Below are 19,568 nucleotides of genomic sequence, written 5' to 3' on the forward strand. Positions count from 1 at the left end.
ACCGAGCTGCTGCGTCGTGCCGACCTGCACGTCCTCGGAGCGCTCCGCGAAGCATCGAACCTCGCCCTCTTGGTGAGGGTGGGTGACGACGCGGATGGCGACGGACCGCTCGCGATCTACAAGCCCATCTCGGGGGAGCGGCCGCTGTGGGACTTCCCCGACGGTTCGCTGGCCGCCCGGGAGGTGGCTGCCCGGCTGGTCAACGAGGTCGGCGGCTGGGACGTCGTGCCCGAGACCGTGCTGCGCGACGGACCGCAGGGCCCGGGCTCGGTGCAGCGCTGGGTCGGTGACCCCGAGGTGGCGCCCGAGCACCCGGTCGACGTGGTGGCCGAGGGGGAGGTGCCACCGGGCTGGTTGCCGGTGCTGCGCGGTGAGGACCAGCTGGGCCGACCCGTCATCGTGCTGCACGAGGACAGCCCGGCCGCCCGGTCGGTCGCGGTCTTCGACGCGGTCATCAACAACTCCGACCGCAAGGGCTCGCACCTGGTGCGCGTCGGCGACGGGCGGCTGCGCGGCTTCGACCACGGGGTGAGCCTGCACGAGGAGGACAAGCTGCGCACCGTGCTGTGGGGCTTCGCCGGGGAGCCGATCGCCCCCGACGAGCTGGCCCGGGTGGAGCGGGTCCTGGCCGCTGTCAGCGATGGCACCAGCTCGCTGCGGACCGAGCTCGACGAGTTGCTCACACCCGCGGAGCTGGCCGCGCTGGAAGCCCGCTGCCGCGCCCTTGTGGACTCCGCGGCATACCCCGTGCCGTCGGGGGACTGGCCCTCGATCCCGTGGCCGCCCCTGTGACCCGCTCGGTCAACCCGCCCACGTAGGCTGCCATCCGTGATCTCCTGGCCCACGCCCTTCATCCCGTCGGTGCCGGGCACCGGTCGACCGGTCGAGCTGTTCGACACCGCCACCGGCGAGGTCCGCGCCCTCACTCCGGGCCCGGTCGCGCGGATGTACGTCTGCGGCATCACGCCGTACGACGCCACGCACATGGGGCACGCGGCCACGTACGTGACCTTCGACGTGCTGGGGCGCGCGCTGCGCGACGCCGGGCACGAGGTCGAGTACGTGCAGAACGTCACGGACGTCGACGACCCGCTACTGGAGCGGGCGCAGCGCGACGGTGTCGACTGGGAAGACCTGGCCACCAAGGAGATCTCGCTCTTCCGTGAGGACATGACTGCGTTGGCGGTCATCCCGCCCGACCACTACGTCGGTGTCGTCGAGAGCGTGCCCGCGATCGGTGACGTCGTGCGCCGGCTGCTCGAGGAAGGGGCAGCGTATGCCGTGCCGACGCCGGAGTCGTCGGCAGGAGACGACCTCTACCTCGATGTCAGCTGCGACAAGGGATTCGGCTCCGTGTCGAACTGGAGCCGAGAGCAGATGCTCGAGGTGTTCCCCGAGCGTGGCGGCGACCCGAACCGGGAGGGGAAGCGGGACGCGCTCGACCCGTTGCTGTGGCGGGCGGCCCGCGACGGTGAGCCGTCCTGGTCGGTCGCGGGCCTGCCCGATGGTCGGCCCGGCTGGCACGTCGAGTGCACGGCCATCGCCCTGGACCACCTCGGCATGGCGTTCGACGTGCAGGGCGGTGGCACCGACCTGATCTTCCCCCACCACGAGATGAGCGCCTCGCAGGCCGTCGTGGTGACTGACGAGCGGCCGTTCGCGCGCACCTACGCGCACCAGGCGATGGTCGGGCTCGAGGGCGAGAAGATGAGCAAGTCCAAGGGCAACCTCGTGCTCGTGTCGAAGCTGCGCGCGGACGGGGTCGACCCGATGGCGATCCGGCTGGCGCTGCTGGACCAGCACTACCGGACCGAGTGGTCCTGGTCCGACGAGCTGCTGGAGCGGGCCGAGGCGCGGTTGGCGCGGTGGCGTTCGGCGCTGTCGGTGAACACGGCGCCGTCGGCGGACGAGGTCGTCGAGAAGCTGCGTGAGCGGGTGGCGTCCGACCTCGACACCCCCGGCGCGCTGGCCGCGGTCGACCGCTGGGCCGACCAGACGCTGACCCGTGGCGGTGACGACGCCTCCGCTCCTGGTGTGCTCGCTCGGGCCCTCGACGCCATCCTCGGCGTTCGCGTCTGACCTCGGTTCGCACCGTCCGCCCCGGCGGGCCCTTCTGACCGGCCGGGGTCCGGTTAGAAGGGTGGTTCGTCGTAGACGGGTTCGGGTGGTCGGCGGTCGAAGGTGATGGTGTCGGTGGTGGGTTGGTGGAGCTCGATGAGGCGTTCGTAGTGGAGTTCGAGCAGGGTGGGGATGTCGTCGGTGGGGTCGAGGGGTCGCAGGAAGTGGCGGGGGACGTTGCTCCACTCGACGAGGCGGCGACCGGGTGGGCTTTCGTTGGGGTCGGTGTTGTCTTCGTTGGTGGGGCGGGGGACGGCGACCATGAGGATGTCGGGTCCGATGTGGGCGGGGACTTCGGTGGTGAGGGTGGTGCGGTCGAGGTGGTCGGCTGGGTTGGTGGTGGTGCGTTTGCCGGTGGGGTCGGTCCATTGGACGATGCCGCCGGCGAGGAGGACGGCTCGCCAGCCGTGGCGTTGTTTGATGCGGTGGTGGCGTCGGCACAGGCAGATGAGGTTGGCGGGGTCGGTGGCGCCGATGGGCCAGGGCACGACGTGGTCGAGATCGCAGAACCGGGCGGCGACACGGCAGCCGGGGAAGCGGCAGTGTCCGTCGCGTAGGCGCACGAGGCGTTGCATGCGGGTGGGCATGGCGTAGGAGCGCACTGGCGCGGCGGCGTTCTTGGTTCTGCTGCCTGGTGGTCCGAGACCGGCCGGGATCATGCCGGAGGTCACGGCTCCGGTGTTCGGGTCGCAGATCAGTGGGGTGGAGGTCTTGAGGCGGGCGTTGCTGCCCAGTGCGGTCAGGTCGAGCAGCACCGGTTGCGCAGACAGGCCGCCGATCTCGGTCAGCGACGCCACCCGCATCGGCACCGGCTCATCGGGTGAGGACGGGCCGCCCGGTCCACTGGCCTGAGCGCCGTCGGTGTCGGCTCGGTTCCCGCCGGTGCGGTCAGTGCCGCCGATCCCGGTCTGTTCGGTCGCCGATGCGACGGCGGTTCGACCCTGCTGCTCCTGAGCGCCCGTGGGTGCATCCGGTGTTCGGTCACCAGCTGCGGCCGGCGCCGCTGCAGGTGCGCCGACTGTGGTCCTGCCGGTTTGGGGCTGGCTGGTCAGTGCCTTGGGCGCCGGGTCGGAGCCGTTGTCCGGTGTCCCGGTCCCTGGTCCGCCGCCGTTGGTGGGGTCGGTGGGGTTGGTGGGGGTGTCGGGGATGGTGGCGTGCAGGAGCACGGTCACATCGGCTTGGGCCAGGACGAGCTGGGCGAGGGCGTCGGCGCGGGCCTGGTTCACGCTCAGGGTGCGGTCGGTTTGCCGGAGCCGGTGGGCGAGGGTTTCGATCGCGTGCCACATCGGTAGCGAGGACTCGACCGGGAGCTCGGCTTCCCAGTGGTCGGTGCCCTGGGTGGCGGGGGTGCGGACCACGCACCGCCGCTCGACCGCGACGGCTGCTTCTTCGGCCGGGACCTGCGGTGCGACCTTCGCGACCAGGCGCCGCACGCGGGTCCGCAAGGGGCCGGCGGTCTCGTCCCACCCGCCCCGGTCGGCCACGTGCGCCAAAAGCAGGTCCATCACCGTCGTCGCGGCCTGGTCCGGGCAGGCGGACAGCTCACTGGTCACGACGCGGGCGCGCCACCCGTCCAGGTCACCACGGTGCATCGCCTTGACCAGCTGTGGGGTGACGGTGACCTGGTGCACGGCGTCATCGACGCGGGACTCGGCCGCGGTCGTCGAGATGCCCATCCGGGTGGCGATCATCGCCCCGGCGTCCAAGGACTTGTGGCCCAGGCCGCGGTGCTGCAGCACCCACTGCCCGTGCTGGTCCAGGTGCTCGTCATGGGCGGCGACATGCGCGATCGCCCGCGTCTGGAGCGCGGCGACGGTGTTGGTCAGCCGCTGGGTCGCCTCGACCAGGTCCAGCAGGTCCTCACCCGACCACGACCCCAGCTCCGCCGCGGCACCGGCCTCGGACAGGTCACGCACTGCCTGCGTGACCTGCTCCAGAAGCTCCGTTCCGACCATGTCTCACTCTATCGAACACACGTTCGAAACGCAAGGGTTGTCCACAACGAATCCCGCTGTCCCGCAACAAAAAGCGGCAAGTAAGAGTTGGGCCCTCGTATGTGCAGGCGCACATACGCACAGCGCACGCCGGCCCCAAGCCCGCCCCACGACGGCCCTGCGCACAGCCCGCGCCGACCCGCCGCGTGGGCCGGGCAGCCCCGCGGCCTGGGGCCATGCGGCATACCGCTCAGGCGGTCGGGGGGCCGTCCTGACCGCGCCGCCTGAGATAGCGCTCGAACTCGCGCGCGATCGCATCCCCGGTCGCCTCGGGGAGGTCAGCTGTGTCCTGCGCCTGCTCCAGGGACTGGACGTACTCCGCGACTTCCTCGTCAGTGTCAGCCAGCTCGTTGACCCCGCGCTCCCACGCCTTGGCGGCGTCACCAAGGTCACCGTGCGGGATGGCAGCGTCGAGCAGCTCCTCGAGCCGGGAGACGAGCGCGAGAGTCGCCTTCGGCGAAGGGGTGTGGCCGGCATAGTGCGGCACCGCGGCCCACGCCGAGATCGACTGCATGCCACTCTGCGTCGCCGCGTCGGCGAGCACCCCGACGATCCCGGTCGGGCCCTCGTACCGGCTCGGCTCGAGGTCGAACCGGTGGATCACGTCGTCGTCCTCGGACGTCGCCGTGACCGGGATGGGCCGCGTGTGCGCGACGTCGGCCATCAGCGCACCGAGCGTGATGACGGTGCTGGCACCGACCTCCTGCGCGAACTCCATGAGCTCGATGGTGAACGCCCGCCACCGGAACGACGGCTCGATGCCCTGCACCAGGATCACGTCACGGTCCAGCCCCGCGCTGGAGGCGACGAGGATCCGCGTGGTGCGCCAGTGGATCCGCCGGCGGCCGTCATCGAGGACGACCCGCGGGCGGTTGACCTGGAAGTCGTAGTAGTCCTCGGGGTCGAGTGCCGCGATGGGCTCGGCGTCCCACACGTCGATGAGGTGGTCGACCGCCGCCGTGGCCGCCTCGCCCGCGTCGTTCCAGCCCTCGAACGCAGCGATGACGACGGGGTTGTCCAGCTCTGGCACGTCCTCGAGCTCGATCACCATGCCTCCTCACGTATGCCGGTGGGGCACCGACTGTTGTCAGCCTACGTTCCGTAGACTCACCAGACGTGACCGACCTGCCCGCCGCCGTCCTGTGGGACATGGACGGCACCCTCGTGGACACCGAGCCCTACTGGATCAGCGCGGAGCACGCGATCGTCGAGGAAGCCGGCGGGGTCTGGAACGACGAGTACGCCCACCAGCTCGTCGGCAACGACCTCATGGTGTCGGCGGAGTTCATCCGGGACCACAGTCCCGTCCAGCTGACACCCGTCGAGATCATCGAGGAGCTCTTGGCGCGGGTCATCGTGCAGGTCCGCGAGCACGTGCCGTGGCGGCCGGGCGCGCGCGAGCTGCTGTCCTCGCTCCAGGAAGCGGGGGTGCCCAGTGCGCTGGTCACGATGTCGTGGCGGTCGCTGGCGGACGCCGTGGTCGACGCACTGCCGACGGGGACGTTCGCCGCGGTCATCACCGGTGACGAGGTCGAGCACGGCAAACCCCACCCGGAGCCGTACTTCGCGGCGGCGCGCGCCCTGGGTGTCGAGGCCGCGGACTGCGTCGCCATCGAGGACTCACCGACCGGTGTCCGGTCGGCCGTTGCCGCCGGGGTGCCGACGATCGCGGTGCCGCACGTGGTGCCCGTGCCCGTCACCGCAGGAGCGGTCCAGGTGCCCAGCCTGCGCGGCCTCACACCGACCGACCTCGGCGCGCTGACCAGCGAGCTGGCGACTCAGTCGTCGGCCGGGACCACCTGACCGGAGACACCGGGGTCGAGCGCGATCTGGGTCGCACCCTCGGGCAGCGGCGGGGGAGTGCCACCCCACGCCGGACAGAACTCGCGGTAGTCGCACCAGTCGCACAGCTTGGACGTCTTGGGCCGCCAGTCTCCCGTCGTCGCGGCGCGCTCGATCGCCTGCCACACGGCCTTGAGGTTGCGCTCGAGGCTGAGCAGGTCGTGCTCGTCGGGGGAGTAGCGGACGACCTCGCCGTTGCCGAGGTAGACCAGCTGGAGCAGCCGGGGGATCTCGCCGCGCAGCCGCCACAGCACGAGGGCGTAGAACTTCATCTGGAACAGCGCCTTGCCCTCGAAGAGCTCGCTCGGCGACCGCCCCGTCTTGTAGTCGACCACCCGCATCGCACCGTCCGGCGCGACATCGAGCCGGTCCACGTAACCGCGCAGCACCAGCCCGTCGACGTCGGTCTCGACGTACAGCTCGCGCTCGGCCGGCTCGAGCCGCGTCGGGTCCTCGAGGCCGAACCACGTCTCGATCAACGCGTTCGCCTCGCCGAACCACGACTCCACGGTGCGCTTCTCGTCGCCCGCGATCATCTCGGCGAGCTCGGGCTCCTCCTGCACCAGCCGCTCCCACTGCGGCCCGACCAGCTCGGCGGCGGCCGCGGGCGTGCGTTGCTCGGCGGGCAGGTCGAACAACCGCTCCAGCACCGCGTGCACCAGCGTCCCGCGCGCCGCGGCAGGGCTCGGCGGGGCGGGCAGCTTGTCGACGGCGCGGAACCGGTACAGCAGCGGGCACTGCTTGAAGTCCGACGCCCGACTCGGGGACAACGCGGGAACCATGGCCACACCGTATGCCGCGGGGCTGACAGCGCTGCCCAGCCACGCGGCATACGCCGGCCGCCCTAGTCCTCCGGGATGTAGCCGAGGTTGGGGGAGAGCCAGCGCTCGGCCTCGGCGAGTGTCCAGCCCTTGCGCTTCGCATAGTCCTCGACCTGGTCTCGGCCGAGGCGCCCCACCACGAAGTACTGCGACTGCGGGTGCGCGAAGTACCAACCCGACACCGCCGCACCGGGCCACATCGCCATCGACTCGGTGAGCTCGATGCCGGTGTTCTTCTCCACGTCGAGCAGCTCCCACAGCAGCTGCTTCTCGGTGTGGTCCGGGCACGCCGGATAACCGGGCGCGGGCCGGATCCCCGTGTACTTCTCCGCGATCAGGTCGTCGTTGCGCAGGTGCTCGTCGGGCGCGTAACCCCAGTAGTCATGGCGCACGCGCTCGTGCATCCGCTCGGCGAACGCCTCGGCCAGCCGGTCGGCCAGCGCCTCGAGCAGGATCGCACTGTAGTCGTCGAGGTCGGCCTTGAACTCCGCGATCTTGTCCTGCGCCCCGAGTCCTGCGGTCACGGCGAACGCACCGATGTGGTCGCGCAGCCCCGTCTCCTTGGGCGCGACGAAGTCCGACATGGCACGGTTCGGCACGCCCTCGCGGTGCTGCCCCTGCTGCCGCAGCGTGTGCAACGTCAGCGCGACCGACTCACGCGACTCGTCGGCATACACCTCGATGTCGTCGCCCACGGCGTTGGCGGGAAAGAGCCCGATGACACCCAAGGCGCGCAGCCACTTCTCGCGAATCGCCTTGTCCAGCATGCGGTTCGCGTCCTCGTAGAGCTTGGTCGCGGCCTCGCTGGTGGCTGGGTTGTTGAGGATGTCGGGAAAGCGCCCCTTCATCTCCCACGCGAGGAAGAACGGCCCCCAGTCGATGTAGTCGCGCAGCTCCTCGAGCGGGTAGTCGTGGAAGGTGCGGACGAACTGCGTGGGCACCTTGTTCTTTGCTCCGGACTGCCGCTGGAGAAGCTCCTTCTCCTGTGCCGCAACGAGATTGGGCACGTGTGGGCGGTATCCCGTCCAGTCCAGCGGGGTGCGTCGCTGGCGTGCCTGCTCGATGGACACCAGCGGCCGCTCGGTGGCCTTCGCCGCGTGGCGCGCGCGCAGCGAGTCGTAGTCGGCGCTGACCTGCTCCAGCAGCTTGGGCCGCTGCTCGTCCGAAAGCAGCTGTGACACAACGGGAACCGAACGCGACGCGTCCTTCACCCACACGACCGGGCCGTGGTACTTCTGGTCGACCTTGACCGCCGTGTGCGCCCTGGACGTGGTGGCGCCGCCGATGAGCAGCGGGATCTCGAGCCCCTGTCGCTCCATCTCGGTGGCGAAGTTGACCATCTCGTCCAGGCTCGGCGTGATGAGGCCGGACAGCCCGATGACGTCGGCGTCCTCCGCCTTGGCGGCGTCGAGGATCTTCTGCGCCGGCACCATGACCCCGAGGTCGACGACGTCGTAGTTGTTGCACTGCAACACGACTCCGACGATGTTCTTGCCGATGTCGTGGACGTCGCCCTTGACCGTGGCCATGACGACCTTGCCCTTGGCGCGCGCGTCGGCCAGGCCGCTCTCGGCCTTCTCCTCCTCCATGAACGGCAGCAGGTAGGCGACGGCCTTCTTCATCACACGCGCCGACTTCACGACCTGCGGCAGGAACATCTTCCCGGAGCCGAACAGGTCGCCGACGACGTTCATGCCGTCCATCAGCGGACCTTCGATGACCTCGATGTGACGTCCGCCGCGGGCGATGATCTCCTGGCGCAGCTCCTCGGTGTCGGTCTCGGCGTACTCGTCGATGCCCTTGACCAGGGCGTAGGTGATCCGCTCGCCAACCGGCAGCGACCGCCACTCCTCGGCGATGGCTTCCTGCTTGGTGTCACCAGTGTTGAACGAGTCGGCGATCTCGAGCAGCCGCTCGGTCGAGTCCGGGCGCCGGTTGAGCACGACGTCCTCGATCCGCTCGCGCAGCTCGGGGTCGACCTGGTCATAGACGACGAGCGCGCCGGCGTTGACGATGCCCATGTCCATGCCGGCCTTGATCGCGTGGTAGAGGAACACTGCGTGGATCGCCTCGCGCACGGGGTTGTTGCCGCGGAACGAGAACGACACGTTGGAGACGCCACCGGAGACCAGCGCCCCGGGCAGGTTCTCCTTGATCCATCGGGTCGCCTCGATGAAGTCGGTGCCGTAGGCCGCGTGCTCCTCGATGCCCGTGGCCACCGCGAAGATGTTGGGGTCGAAGATGATGTCCTCGGCGGGGAACCCAACCTCCTTGGTGAGGATGTCGTAGGCCCGCTGGCAGATCTCCTTGCGGCGCTCGAGACTGTCGGCCTGCCCGTCCTCGTCGAACGCCATCACGACGATGGCGGCGCCGTACTTGCGGCACAGCCGGGCATGCTCTATGAACGGCTCGACGCCCTCCTTCATCGAGATCGAGTTGACGATCGGCTTGCCCTGCACGCACTTGAGCCCGGCCTCGATGACCTCCCACTTGGAGGAGTCGACCATGACCGGCACGCGCGAGATGTCGGGCTCGGACGCGACCAGCTTGAGGAACCGGTCCATCGCGGCGACGCCGTCGATCATGCCCTCGTCCATGTTGACGTCGATGACCTGCGCGCCGGCTTCGACCTGCTGCCGCGCGACGTTGAGCGCGGTCGGGTAGTCCTCGGCCTGGATCAGCTTGCGGAACCGCGCCGACCCCGTGATGTTGGTGCGCTCACCGACGTTGACGAACAACGACTCCTCGGTCACCGTCAACGGCTCGAGCCCCGACAGCCGCAGCGCCGGCTCCACCTCGGCGGGAACCCGCGGCGCCTGACCGGCGGCGGCCTCCGCGATCGCCTTGATGTGCTCGGGCGTCGTGCCACAGCAGCCGCCGAGCAGGTTCACCAACCCCGACGACGCGAACTCCCCGACCACCGACGCCATCGCGTCCGGGGTCTCGTCGTACTCGCCAAAAGCGTTGGGCAGCCCCGCATTCGGGTAGCACGAGACGAAGGTGTCGGCCACGCGAGCCAGCTCCGCGGCATACGGGCGCATCTCCTCGGCACCGAGCGCACAGTTGAGCCCGACCGCGAGCGGCCGCGCGTGCCGCACGGAGTTCCAGAACGCCTCGGTGACCTGCCCCGAGAGCGTGCGCCCCGACGCGTCGGTGATGGTGCCCGAGATGATGACCGGCCAGCGACGGCCATGCTCCTCGAAGAGCGTCTCGAGCGCGAAGATCGCAGCCTTGGCGTTGAGGGTGTCGAAGATCGTCTCGACGATGAGGACGTCCGCCCCGCCGTCGACGAGACCACGTGCCTGCTCGAGGTATGCCGTGACGAGCTCGTCGTAGGTGACGTTGCGCTTTCCGGGGTCGTTGACGTCGGGCGAGATCGAGGCGGTGCGGTTGGTCGGGCCGAGCGCGCCCAGCACCCACCGCGGCCGGTCGGGCGTGGCGATGGCATCGGCCGCCTCGCGGGCGAGCCGTGCGGACGCGAGGTTGAGCTCGTAGGCGAGGTCCTCCATGCCGTAGTCGGCGAGGGAGATGCGTTGGGCGTTGAAGGTGTTGGTCTCGACGAGGTCGGCGCCCGCTTCGAGGTATGCCGCGTGGATGGCTCGGATCGCGTCCGGCTGGGTGATCGAGAGGAGGTCGTTGTTGCCCTTGAGGTCCTGGCCCCACTCGGCGAACCGGTCGCCGCGGTAGTCCTCCTCGCTGAAGCCCTCGCGCTGGATCATCGTGCCCATGGCGCCGTCCATGACGAGGATCCGCTCGCGCAGGGCAGCGGTCAGCTCGTCGGTGGCGTCAGGACGGTGATCGGCGGTTTCGGGCACCCGACCAGTATGGACCGGGCGCACAGGAAGGCGTCGGGGGTGGTCACGTAGTGTCTGCGCCATGACGAGCGCCGCCGACAGCCCGGACGAGCGCGGGCACGGCGTACGCATCGGACGCGTCGTGGGCGTGCCGGTCTACCTGGCGCCCAGCTGGTTCCTCATCGCGCTGGTCATCGTCGTCATCGTCGCCCAGCCCGTGCTCGACACCAACCCGGTCTACGGCCTGACCCGCGGGGTGCTTCAGGCGTTGCTGCTGCTCGTGTCCGTGCTGGTCCACGAGGCGGCCCACGCGGTTGCCGCCAAGTCGCTGGGCATGCCGGTGGTGCGCATCGTGGCGAACCTCTGGGGTGGGCACACGTCGTTCGAGGCGCTGCGCCCCTCACCCGGTCGGCTCGCCGTCGTGGCCCTGGCCGGGCCCTTCGCGAATGCCGTGCTGGCCGGGCTCGCGGTCGTGGGACTGCTCGTCACGCACGGTGGGCTGACCGCGAACCTGCTCGAGGGACTGCTCATCATCAACGGGGCGCTGGCGCTCTTCAACGTCATCCCGGCGCTGCCGCTCGACGGTGGCCAGGCGCTGGAGTCGGTCGTCTGGGCCGCGACGGGTGACCGCACCAAGGGGTCGGTCGTCGCCGGGTGGGCCGGCCGCGTGCTGGCCGTCGCGGCCGTCGTGTGGTTCATCGTGCTGCCGCTGACCCGGGGAGAGCGGCCGGGGTTCTCGGCGATCTGGGCGATCGTCATCGCGTCGGTCATCTGGACCGGCGCCACCGCCGCGATCAACCGCGGCAAGGCGGTCGCGTCCCTCGGCCGGCTCACCGTCGGACAGGTCGCGGTACCCGCCGACGTGGTGCCGCCGTCCACCTCCATCCAGGCGGCCCTGGACCACCACCGCGCCGTCGTGACGACGGACGCTCGCGGCATACCCAACCTGCTCTTCGGTGGTCTCAGTGACGAGCTGCCGGCGGACGCGATCCGGTCCGCACCACTCAGCTCCGCCGTGCTGCGGCTGCCCGATGGCAACGTCGTCGAGGCGACACCCGAGCAGCCCGTCGACGCAGTGGTGGCAGCCATGCAGGAGTCCGGCGTCGGCTACGTCGTGCTCACTGCGGGCGGGCGGGTCTGGGGTCTGGCCACCGTCGATGCCGTGAACAAGGCGGCCACGGCGCGCAACTAGACTCGCCCGCCATGACGACGTCTGCGGTGGGTGCCGACCTGCGCCGAGGGCCCTTCGCGGTGGGCGACCGCGTGCAGCTCACCGACCCCAAGGGGCGGCTGCACACCATCACCCTCGAGGCGGGGCGCGAGTTCCACACCCACCGAGGCCGACTGGCGCACGACGACCTCATCGGGGCGCCCGACGGCACCGTCGTCAAGAACACCGCCGGCGTCGAGTACCTCGCCCTGCGGCCGCTGCTGTCCGACTACGTCATGTCGATGCCCCGCGGCGCCGCTGTTGTCTACCCCAAGGACGCCGGCCAGATCGTCACCATGGCCGACGTCTTCCCCGGCGCCCGCGTCGTCGAGGCGGGTGTCGGGTCCGGCGCGCTGTCGATGTCGCTGCTGCGCGCGGTGGGGGAGCACGGCCACCTCTACTCCTTCGAGCGGCGCGAGGACTTCGCCGACATCGCCCGCGGCAACGCCCGCGCGTTCTTCGGCGTCGACCACCCCGCGTGGACCGTCACCATCGGTGACCTGGTCGAGCAGCTGCCCAGCACCGTCGAGAACGGCAGCATCGACCGCGTCGTCCTCGACATGCTTGCGCCCTGGGAGTGCCTTGACGTCGTCGCCGACGCGCTGGCGCCCGGCGGCGTCCTCATCTGCTACGTCGCGACGGCCACCCAGCTGTCCCGTGTCGCCGAGGCGATGCGCGACCACGGCGGCTACACCGAGCCCGACGCGTGGGAGTCGATGGTCCGCGGCTGGCACCTCGAGGGGCTCGCCGTCCGCCCGCAGCACCGCATGCACGGTCACACCGGGTTCCTCATCACCACCCGCCGGCTCGCGCCGGGGGTCACCCCGCCGCTGCGCAAGCGGCGCCCGGCCAAGGGTGCGTATGGCGAGGACGGCGCCGCGGCCGACAGCGGAACCTTCGGCGAGGACGCCGAGTTCACCCCAGAGGAACTGGGCGAGCGCGTCCCATCAGACAAGAAGATCCGTCGCATTCGCCGTTCTGTGACCGAAACCTCCACGACCTCCGACTAGATCGGAGTTAGGTTGGGGCATCGGCCGGGTATTCCGGTCGGTGGCAACGTCGTCCGCCACCCGAGGGAGTCGACATGACCGACCAGCACCGCACCGACGGCCAGTCCGACGAGCGCCGGCAGGCCGAGCTCCTCGCCGAGGAGGTTGCCGCGTTGCGGCAGCGCCTCGCCGACGCCCCCGCCCGATCGCGCGAGCTCGAGACGAAGGTCCTGCAGCTGCAGTCGAACCTCGCCACGATCTCCTCCCAGAACGAGCGGCTCGTGCGCACGCTCAAGGAGGCCCGCGAGCAGATCGTCACGCTCAAGGGCGAGGTCGACCGCCTCGCGCAACCTCCCGCGGCATACGGCGTCATCCTCGAGTCCTATGACGACGCCACCGTCGACATCCTCACCGGCGGACGCAAGATGCACGTCGCCGTGAGCCCGGCGGTCGACCCCGCCGACCTCTCGCAGGGCCGCGAGGTGCGGCTCAACGAGGCCATGAACGTCGTCGCCACCTGCGGTTTCGAGCGGGTCGGCGAGGTCGTGATGATCAAGGAGATGCTCGGCGAGGGCCGGGTGCTCGTGGTCGCGCACGCCGACGAGGAGCGCGTCGCACGCATCGCCGACTCGCTCGAGGGCGAGCCCCTGCGCGTCGGTGACGCGGTCATGCTCGAGCCGCGCTCCGGGTTCGTCTACGAGCGCATCCCCAAGGCCGAGGTCGCCGAGCTCGTCCTCGAAGAGGTCCCGGACATCGACTACGAGGACATCGGGGGACTCGCCGGCCAGATCGAGGCGATCCGCGACGCCGTCGAGCTGCCCTACCTGCACCCCGACCTGTTCACCGAGCACCAGCTCAAGCCGCCCAAGGGCGTGCTGCTCTACGGCCCGCCCGGCTGCGGCAAGACGCTCATCGCCAAGGCGGTCGCGTCGAGCCTGGCGAAGAAGGTCGCCGAGAAGGAGGGCAAGCCGGTCGGCAAGTCGTTCTTCCTCAACATCAAGGGCCCCGAGCTGCTCAACAAGTACGTCGGTGAGACCGAGCGGCACATCCGGCTCATCTTCCAGCGGGCGCGCGAAAAGGCTTCTGGCGGAACGCCGGTCGTGGTGTTCTTCGACGAGATGGACTCGCTGTTCCGCACCCGCGGATCGGGTGTCTCCTCCGACGTCGAGACCACGATCGTGCCGCAGCTGCTGTCCGAGATCGACGGTGTCGAGCGACTCGAGAACGTCATCGTCATCGGCGCCTCCAACCGCGAGGACATGATCGACCCCGCGATCCTGCGCCCGGGCCGCCTCGACGTGAAGATCAAGATCGAGCGCCCCGACGCCGAGAGCGCCCGCGACATCTTCACCAAGTACCTCACCGCGGAGCTGCCGCTGCACGAGCACGACCTGGCCGAGCACGGCGGGTCGAAGCAGGCCACGGTCGACGCGATGATCACGGCCACCGTGGAGCGCATGTACTCCGAGATCGAGGACAACAGGTTCCTCGAGGTGACCTACGCCAACGGTGACAAGGAGGTCCTCTACTTCAAGGACTTCAACTCCGGCGCGATGATCCAGAACATCGTCGACCGGGCCAAGAAGATGGCGATCAAGGACTTCCTCACCTCCGCCCAGCACGGCATCCGCGTCGACCACCTGCTCGCCAGCTGCGTCGACGAGTTCAAGGAGAACGAGGACCTGCCCAACACGACCAACCCCGACGACTGGGCCCGCATCTCCGGCAAGAAGGGCGAGCGGATCGTCTACATCCGCACGCTCATCACCGGCAAGAGCGGCACCGAGCCGGGTCGGTCGATCGACAACGTCGCCAACACGGGGCAGTACCTTTGATGGAGCGGCACCGAGACGTTTCAGCCCGGTCCATCGACAACGTCGCCAACACGGGGCAGTACCTCTAACTTACTTTCAGTAGGATGGTGGTCGTGGACCACCTGCTGCGCGAGCCGACCCTGCTCGCCGTGCCCTTCTTCATCCTGTTCATCGTGATCGAGCTCGTCGCCCTGCGCGTCCTCGAGACCGACGACGACGCGCCCCGGTATGCCGGTCACACCGGCAGGGACTCGGCGGCGAGCCTGTCGATGGGGGTGGGGTCGGTCGTGGTCAACCTCGGCGCGCGGGCGCTGGCCCTGGTGCTCTACACGGCCCTGTATGCCGTGACGCCGCTTCGGCTCGACCCGCGCCAGTGGTGGACCTGGGTCGTGGTCCTGCTGGCCGTCGACTTCCTCTGGTACTCCTACCACCGCTCCAGCCACCGGGTGCGCGTCCTGTGGGCCATGCACCAGGCCCACCACAGCAGCGAGAAGTTCAACTACACGACGGCGTTGCGGCAGAAGTGGAACCCGTGGGGCGAGCTGCTGTTCTGGGTGCCGCTGCCGCTGCTCGGCGTCCCGCCGTGGATGATCTTCTTCGCGTTCTCCCTCAACCTGATCTACCAATTCTGGGTGCACACCGAGACGATCCCCAAGCTGTGGCGCCCCTTCGAGCTCGTCTTCAACACCCCGTCGCACCACCGCGTGCACCACGCGAGCGACACCAAGTACCTCGACCGCAACTACGGCGGCATCCTCATCGTCTGGGACCGGCTGTTCGGCACCTTCGCCGAGGAGGAGGAGCGGCCGACCTACGGCCTGACCCACCCGGTCACGACGTTCAACCCGTTCCGGCTCCAGTACGGCGAGTTCGTGGCGATGCTCCGCCAGGTGCGGTCCGCGAAGGGATGGCGGGAGCGGCTCGGGTACGTGTTCGCACCGCCCGGGTGGTCACCCGAGCGCTAGCGACGAGCCCTGGCGTTCTCGCGGGCGTTGCGCTCCGACCAGCGGGTGAGCCCGTTCGCGCCGAACCGCACCACCTCGGCCGCGCAGCGCCAGCCGACGAGGAAGAACCCGAGCACGACCAGCGTCACGAGCGCGAACGACCAGGCGAACCCGCCACCGGTCGCGACCCGCAACGCCAGCCCCAGCACGGCGGTGACGAGCCACATCAGCGGAGCACCCGGCATACGCACCGGCCAGTCCCGCACCCGCCAGGCGACGACCCACCCGGCGGCGCAGGCCACGAGGAACGGCCAGGCCACCCCGAGAACCCCGCCAAAGGTGAGGCCCTCCGCGTGGCTCATCCGGCCGAGGGTGGCGAAGAGCAGGATGAAGAGGGCGTCGAGGAGGTAGGCAGCGACTCGGTTCACGCATGAACCTTGTCAAAGAGGGTCGCCTGCGGTGGCGCGTGGGTGGGGTCGACGCCGTCGAAGAGGCTGCTGACGGACTCGCCGGCGTGGATGCGGCTGATCGCCTCGGCGAACAGCTGGGCCACGGTGCGCACCCGCAGCTCGGGCCAGTTGGCCGGCGCGGGCACCGTGTCCGTGGTGACGACCTCACCGATCATCGGGTGGTCACGCAGCCGTTCGACGGCCTTGCCCGCGAACAGTCCGTGGGTGCACGCGATGTCGGCGCTGGTGCAGCCGAGGTCCTTGAGCTGCTCGAGCAGCTCGATGATCGACCCACCGGTGGCGATCTCGTCGTCGAGCACGATGGCGCGCTTGCCCTCGACGTCACCGACGATGTCGTCGATGACCACCCGGTCGTCGGCGAGCCGCTGCTTGCTTCCCGCCGCCACGGGCAGGCCGAGCAGTCGCGCGAACTGCGTTGCCGTCTTGGCGTTGCCGAGGTCGGGGGAGACCACCACCGAGTTATCGAGGTCGCGTCCCCGGAAGTGGTCGGCCAGCACCCCGATGGCGGTGAGGTGGTCGACCGGCACGGAGAAGAAGCCGTGCACCTGCGGTGCATGCAGGGTCATCGTCAGGACGCGGTCGGCACCGGCCGCGACGAGCATGTCGGCGACGAGGCGGCCGCCGAGCGAGATGCGGGAGGCATCCTTCTTGTCCGACCGGGCGTAGGCGTAGTGGGGGATGACCGCCGTGATCTGCGCCGCCGACGCGCCCCGGGCCGCGTCGATCATCAGGAGCAGCTCCATGAGGTGCTCCTGAGTGGGCGGCACGAGCGGCTGGATGACGTAGACGTCGCGCTGGCGACAGTTGGCCAGCAGCTGCGCCTGGAGGCAGTCGTTGCTGAACCGCTTGATGTCGGCGGGGGAGAGCTCGACCCCCAGTGCGCCACAGATGCGTTGGGCCAGCGCACGATGCGCGCTCCCGCTGAAGATCACGATGTCCCGCATGGGTCTCCCTGGGGGTGCGTGGTGGCAACGTCGAGGTATGCCGCGGCGACCTCGATGCGAGCCTAACTCGCGTCGCCGCTCGATGGTGGGTCGGCGGCATACAGGTGTCGACGCAGCTCGCCCACGAGCTCGGCTCGGTGCTGCGGGCCCATCGGCGTGGCGCCCGGGATCGACGCGAAGCCGTGCGGCACCCGCAGGTAGTTCGTGAGGCGCACGGGCACGCCCGCGTCGCGCAACACGGCGGCATACCGGGTGCCGTCGTCACGCAACGGGTCGAGGTCCGCGGTCTGGATCAGCGCCGGCGCCACGCCGGCCAGCCGCCCGAAGAGCGGTGAGACGAGCGGGTCGCGCCACATCCCAGGGTCCGGACAGTAGAGGTCGCGGTAGGTCTCGATGCTGGTGCGGGTCAGCATCGGGGCGTCGGGCAGCTCGGCGATCGACGGCGACGACAACGTCATGTCGGTGGCGGGGTAGATGAGTGCCTGGAGCCGGACGGGGTAGTCGCCCGCGTCGCGCAGGGCCTGCGCCGTGACCGCTGCGAGCGCCCCGCCGGCGCTGTCCCCGCACAGGGCCAGCCGCGTGGAGTCGGCACGCAGGAGGTCGCTCTGGAGGGCCACCCACGTGGCCGCGTCGATGACGTCGTGGGCGGCCGTCGGGGCGCGGTGCTCCGGGGCGAGCCGGTAGTCGACGCTGACGACCACGGCCCGCACCTGCTGGGCCAGATGGGTGCACAGGGCGTCGTAGAGGACGACGTTGCCGGTCGCGTACCCGCCGCCGTGGACGAACACGATGACGGGCACGTCGGTGTCCGCGTCGCGGACGCTACGCGGCCGGTAGATCCGCAGGGGGACCTCGTAACCGTCACGGGCGGGCGCGGTGCCGTAGGTGATGCCGACCCTGCGGTCGACCGGGCCGGTCACCCAGGTGAACGGCGGGCGGTGCGGGTATGCCGTGCCGCGCTCCTTCGCGAGCTGCGCGGGCGTGAGCCGCTCGACGGGCGGGCGCAGCACGGTGTCGAGCAGGGCGGTCAGCGCGGCCATCCGGACCGGCATCGCGAGGGGGGAGTGCCGCATGACGCCGCAGTCTGTCACCTAGATTGACCATCATGAGTGTTCGCAGGGTGATGGGCATCGAGACCGAGTACGGGATCTCGGTGCCGGGAGACCCGACGGCCAACCCGATGATCCTGTCGGGGCAGGTCGTCAATGCCTACGCCTCGGCCCAGGGCATCCGCGCCGCGCACGCGTCGTGGGACTACGCCGACGAGGCGCCGCTGCGGGACGCGCGCGGCTTCGACATGGCCCGCGGTGTCGCGGACCCGAGCCAGCTCACCGACGAGGAGGACCCCACCCTCGCGAACGTGGTGCTCACCAACGGCGCCCGCCTCTACGTCGACCACGCCCACCCGGAGTACTCCTCACCCGAGGTCACCTCGCCGCGTGCCGCGGTCGCCTACGACCGGGCCGGTGAGCTGATCATGGCCGAGTCGGTACGCCGCCTCTCGCAGGTGCCGCCCGGGGTCAACCTCTACAAGAACAACACCGACGGCAAGGGCCAGTCCTATGGCACGCACGAGAACTACCTCATGCGCCGCGAGACACCGTTCACCGAGATCGTGCGCCACCTCGTGCCGTTCTTCGTCACGCGCCAGGTGTTCACCGGGTCGGGTCGCGTCGGCATCGGGATGGACTCACGCAAGGCGGGCTTCCAGCTGAGCCAGCGCAGCGACTTCTTCGAGGTCGAGGTCGGACTCGAGACGACCCTCAAGCGGCCGATCATCAACACCCGCGACGAGCCGCACGCCGTGGCGGACCTCTACCGGCGGCTGCACGTCATCATCGGCGACGCCAACCACTGCGACGTCGCCAACCTGCTCAAGCTGGGCACCACCTCCCTGGTGCTGGCGATGATCGAGGACCGCGCCATCGACCTCGACCTGACCGTGGCCCGCCCGGTCGCCACCCTCCAGAAGATCAGCCACGACCCGAGCTGCGCCGAGCTGATCGAGCTGCGCGACGGGTCGACCACGACGGCGGTCCAGCTGCAGTGGCGCTACCGCGAGCTCGCCGAGCGCTACCTGCAGGAGCGGTATGCCGGCGAGGTCGACGCCGACACCGCTGAGGTCATGCACTGGTGGGGTGTCGTCCTCGACAAGCTCGAGCGCGACCCGAGCGGGGCCGCCCGCGAGGTCGACTGGGTCGGCAAGCAGCAGGTCATGCAGGGCTACATCGACCGCGACGGCCTGGAGTGGTCGGACCCGCGGCTGCGGGCCATCGACATCCAGTGGTCGGACGTGCGGGCCGACAAGGGCATCTTCCACAAGCTGCGCCGGGCCGGCCGGTTCGAGGAGCTCGTCACCGACGAGCAGGTCCACGAGGCCGTGCACGAGCCCCCGGCCGACACCCGTGCCTACTTCCGCGGCAAGTGCCTCGAGAAGTACCCCGACCAGATCGCGGCCGCGTCGTGGGACTCAGTGATCTTCGACATCCCCGGCCAGCCGTCCCTCCAGCGCGTGCCGATGCTCGAACCCCTGCGGGGGACCCGGGCCAGCGTGGGGGCGCTGCTCGACCGCAGTCCGGACGCCGAGACCCTGCTGCGTGAGTTGGCGTCGGCATCGGGCTAGGGTCG

At 70.0% G+C, this 19,568-nt stretch carries 15 protein-coding genes; 8 read left to right on the plus strand and 7 right to left on the minus strand.

What is annotated here, in order from left to right; all coding sequences use genetic code 11:
• Positions 1-9: 9 nt before the first annotated feature.
• Together HJG52_RS02735 and mshC are read left to right on the plus strand one after the other, a co-directional pair.
• The gene (locus HJG52_RS02735; RefSeq protein WP_277352088.1) at positions 10-792 is read left to right on the plus strand and encodes an SCO1664 family protein; all 783 of its coding nucleotides are present in this window, start codon (positions 10-12) and stop codon (positions 790-792) included.
• A gap of 36 nt (positions 793-828) precedes the next feature.
• Positions 829-2,079 (plus strand): cysteine--1-D-myo-inosityl 2-amino-2-deoxy-alpha-D-glucopyranoside ligase, encoded by a 1,251-nt coding sequence (gene mshC / locus HJG52_RS02740; protein WP_171242018.1) that lies wholly within the window; start codon positions 829-831, stop codon positions 2,077-2,079.
• A 53-nt stretch (positions 2,080-2,132) separates the two neighbouring features.
• Here the strand turns inward: mshC and HJG52_RS02745 are convergent, their stop codons facing one another.
• Positions 2,133-4,073 carry an HNH endonuclease signature motif containing protein gene (locus HJG52_RS02745; RefSeq protein WP_171242019.1) on the minus strand — a complete coding sequence of 647 codons (1,941 nt, stop codon included), beginning with the start codon at positions 4,071-4,073 and terminating at the stop codon, positions 2,133-2,135.
• A 229-nt stretch (positions 4,074-4,302) separates the two neighbouring features.
• Entirely contained in the window at positions 4,303-5,160 is an 858-nt protein-coding gene (locus tag HJG52_RS02750) for a PAC2 family protein (RefSeq protein ID WP_171243021.1), read from the minus strand.
• A gap of 68 nt (positions 5,161-5,228) precedes the next feature.
• Here HJG52_RS02750 and HJG52_RS02755 point away from each other — a divergent pair, with 68 nt between their 5' ends.
• Positions 5,229-5,915, plus strand: a complete 687-nt coding sequence (locus HJG52_RS02755; RefSeq protein WP_346767530.1) for an HAD family hydrolase — start codon at positions 5,229-5,231, stop codon at positions 5,913-5,915.
• Here HJG52_RS02755 and HJG52_RS02760 read toward each other — a convergent pair.
• Complete coding sequence (locus HJG52_RS02760; RefSeq protein WP_171242020.1) at positions 5,891-6,736, minus strand: RecB family exonuclease; 846 nt, start codon at positions 6,734-6,736, stop codon at positions 5,891-5,893. The two genes, HJG52_RS02755 and HJG52_RS02760, sit on opposite strands and share 25 nt — an antisense overlap.
• Before the next feature lie 62 nt (positions 6,737-6,798).
• Positions 6,799-10,590 (minus strand): methionine synthase, encoded by a 3,792-nt coding sequence (gene metH / locus HJG52_RS02765; RefSeq protein ID WP_430413319.1) that lies wholly within the window; start codon positions 10,588-10,590, stop codon positions 6,799-6,801.
• A gap of 61 nt (positions 10,591-10,651) precedes the next feature.
• Here metH and HJG52_RS02770 point away from each other — a divergent pair, with 61 nt between their 5' ends.
• The 4 genes from HJG52_RS02770 (at position 10,652) to HJG52_RS02785 (ending at position 15,547) form a co-directional block, all read left to right on the plus strand.
• The gene (locus HJG52_RS02770) at positions 10,652-11,761 is read left to right on the plus strand and encodes a site-2 protease family protein (RefSeq protein WP_171242021.1); all 1,110 of its coding nucleotides are present in this window, start codon (positions 10,652-10,654) and stop codon (positions 11,759-11,761) included.
• 11 nt (positions 11,762-11,772) lie between these two features.
• Positions 11,773-12,789, plus strand: coding sequence for a tRNA (adenine-N1)-methyltransferase (locus HJG52_RS02775; RefSeq protein ID WP_171242022.1), 1,017 nt, complete (start codon positions 11,773-11,775; stop codon positions 12,787-12,789).
• A gap of 74 nt (positions 12,790-12,863) precedes the next feature.
• Positions 12,864-14,603, plus strand: a complete 1,740-nt coding sequence (arc, locus tag HJG52_RS02780; RefSeq protein WP_171242023.1) for a proteasome ATPase — start codon at positions 12,864-12,866, stop codon at positions 14,601-14,603.
• An 83-nt stretch (positions 14,604-14,686) separates the two neighbouring features.
• On the plus strand, positions 14,687-15,547 hold the full coding sequence (locus tag HJG52_RS02785; protein ID WP_171242024.1) for a sterol desaturase family protein: 861 nt from the start codon (positions 14,687-14,689) through the stop codon (positions 15,545-15,547).
• Here HJG52_RS02785 and HJG52_RS02790 read toward each other — a convergent pair.
• The 3 genes from HJG52_RS02790 to HJG52_RS02800 all read right to left on the minus strand — a co-directional run bounded on the left by HJG52_RS02790 (position 15,544) and on the right by HJG52_RS02800 (position 18,013).
• Positions 15,544-15,954, minus strand: coding sequence for a DUF3054 family protein (locus tag HJG52_RS02790; RefSeq protein ID WP_171242025.1), 411 nt, complete (start codon positions 15,952-15,954; stop codon positions 15,544-15,546). The genes HJG52_RS02785 and HJG52_RS02790 overlap by 4 nt on opposite strands.
• Complete coding sequence (locus HJG52_RS02795; RefSeq protein ID WP_171242026.1) at positions 15,951-16,940, minus strand: ribose-phosphate diphosphokinase; 990 nt, start codon at positions 16,938-16,940, stop codon at positions 15,951-15,953. The genes HJG52_RS02790 and HJG52_RS02795 overlap by 4 nt, the downstream gene beginning before the upstream one ends.
• A gap of 62 nt (positions 16,941-17,002) precedes the next feature.
• Complete coding sequence (locus tag HJG52_RS02800; RefSeq protein ID WP_240977156.1) at positions 17,003-18,013, minus strand: alpha/beta hydrolase; 1,011 nt, start codon at positions 18,011-18,013, stop codon at positions 17,003-17,005.
• Positions 18,014-18,045: 32 nt separating this feature from the next.
• Here HJG52_RS02800 and dop point away from each other — a divergent pair, with 32 nt between their 5' ends.
• Positions 18,046-19,563, plus strand: coding sequence for a depupylase/deamidase Dop (dop, locus tag HJG52_RS02805; protein ID WP_171242027.1), 1,518 nt, complete (start codon positions 18,046-18,048; stop codon positions 19,561-19,563).
• Positions 19,564-19,568: the final 5 nt, after the last annotated feature.

Source organism: Knoellia koreensis, assembly GCF_013041615.1.
In the GTDB taxonomy this organism is placed as follows: domain Bacteria; phylum Actinomycetota; class Actinomycetes; order Actinomycetales; family Dermatophilaceae; genus Pedococcus; species Pedococcus koreensis.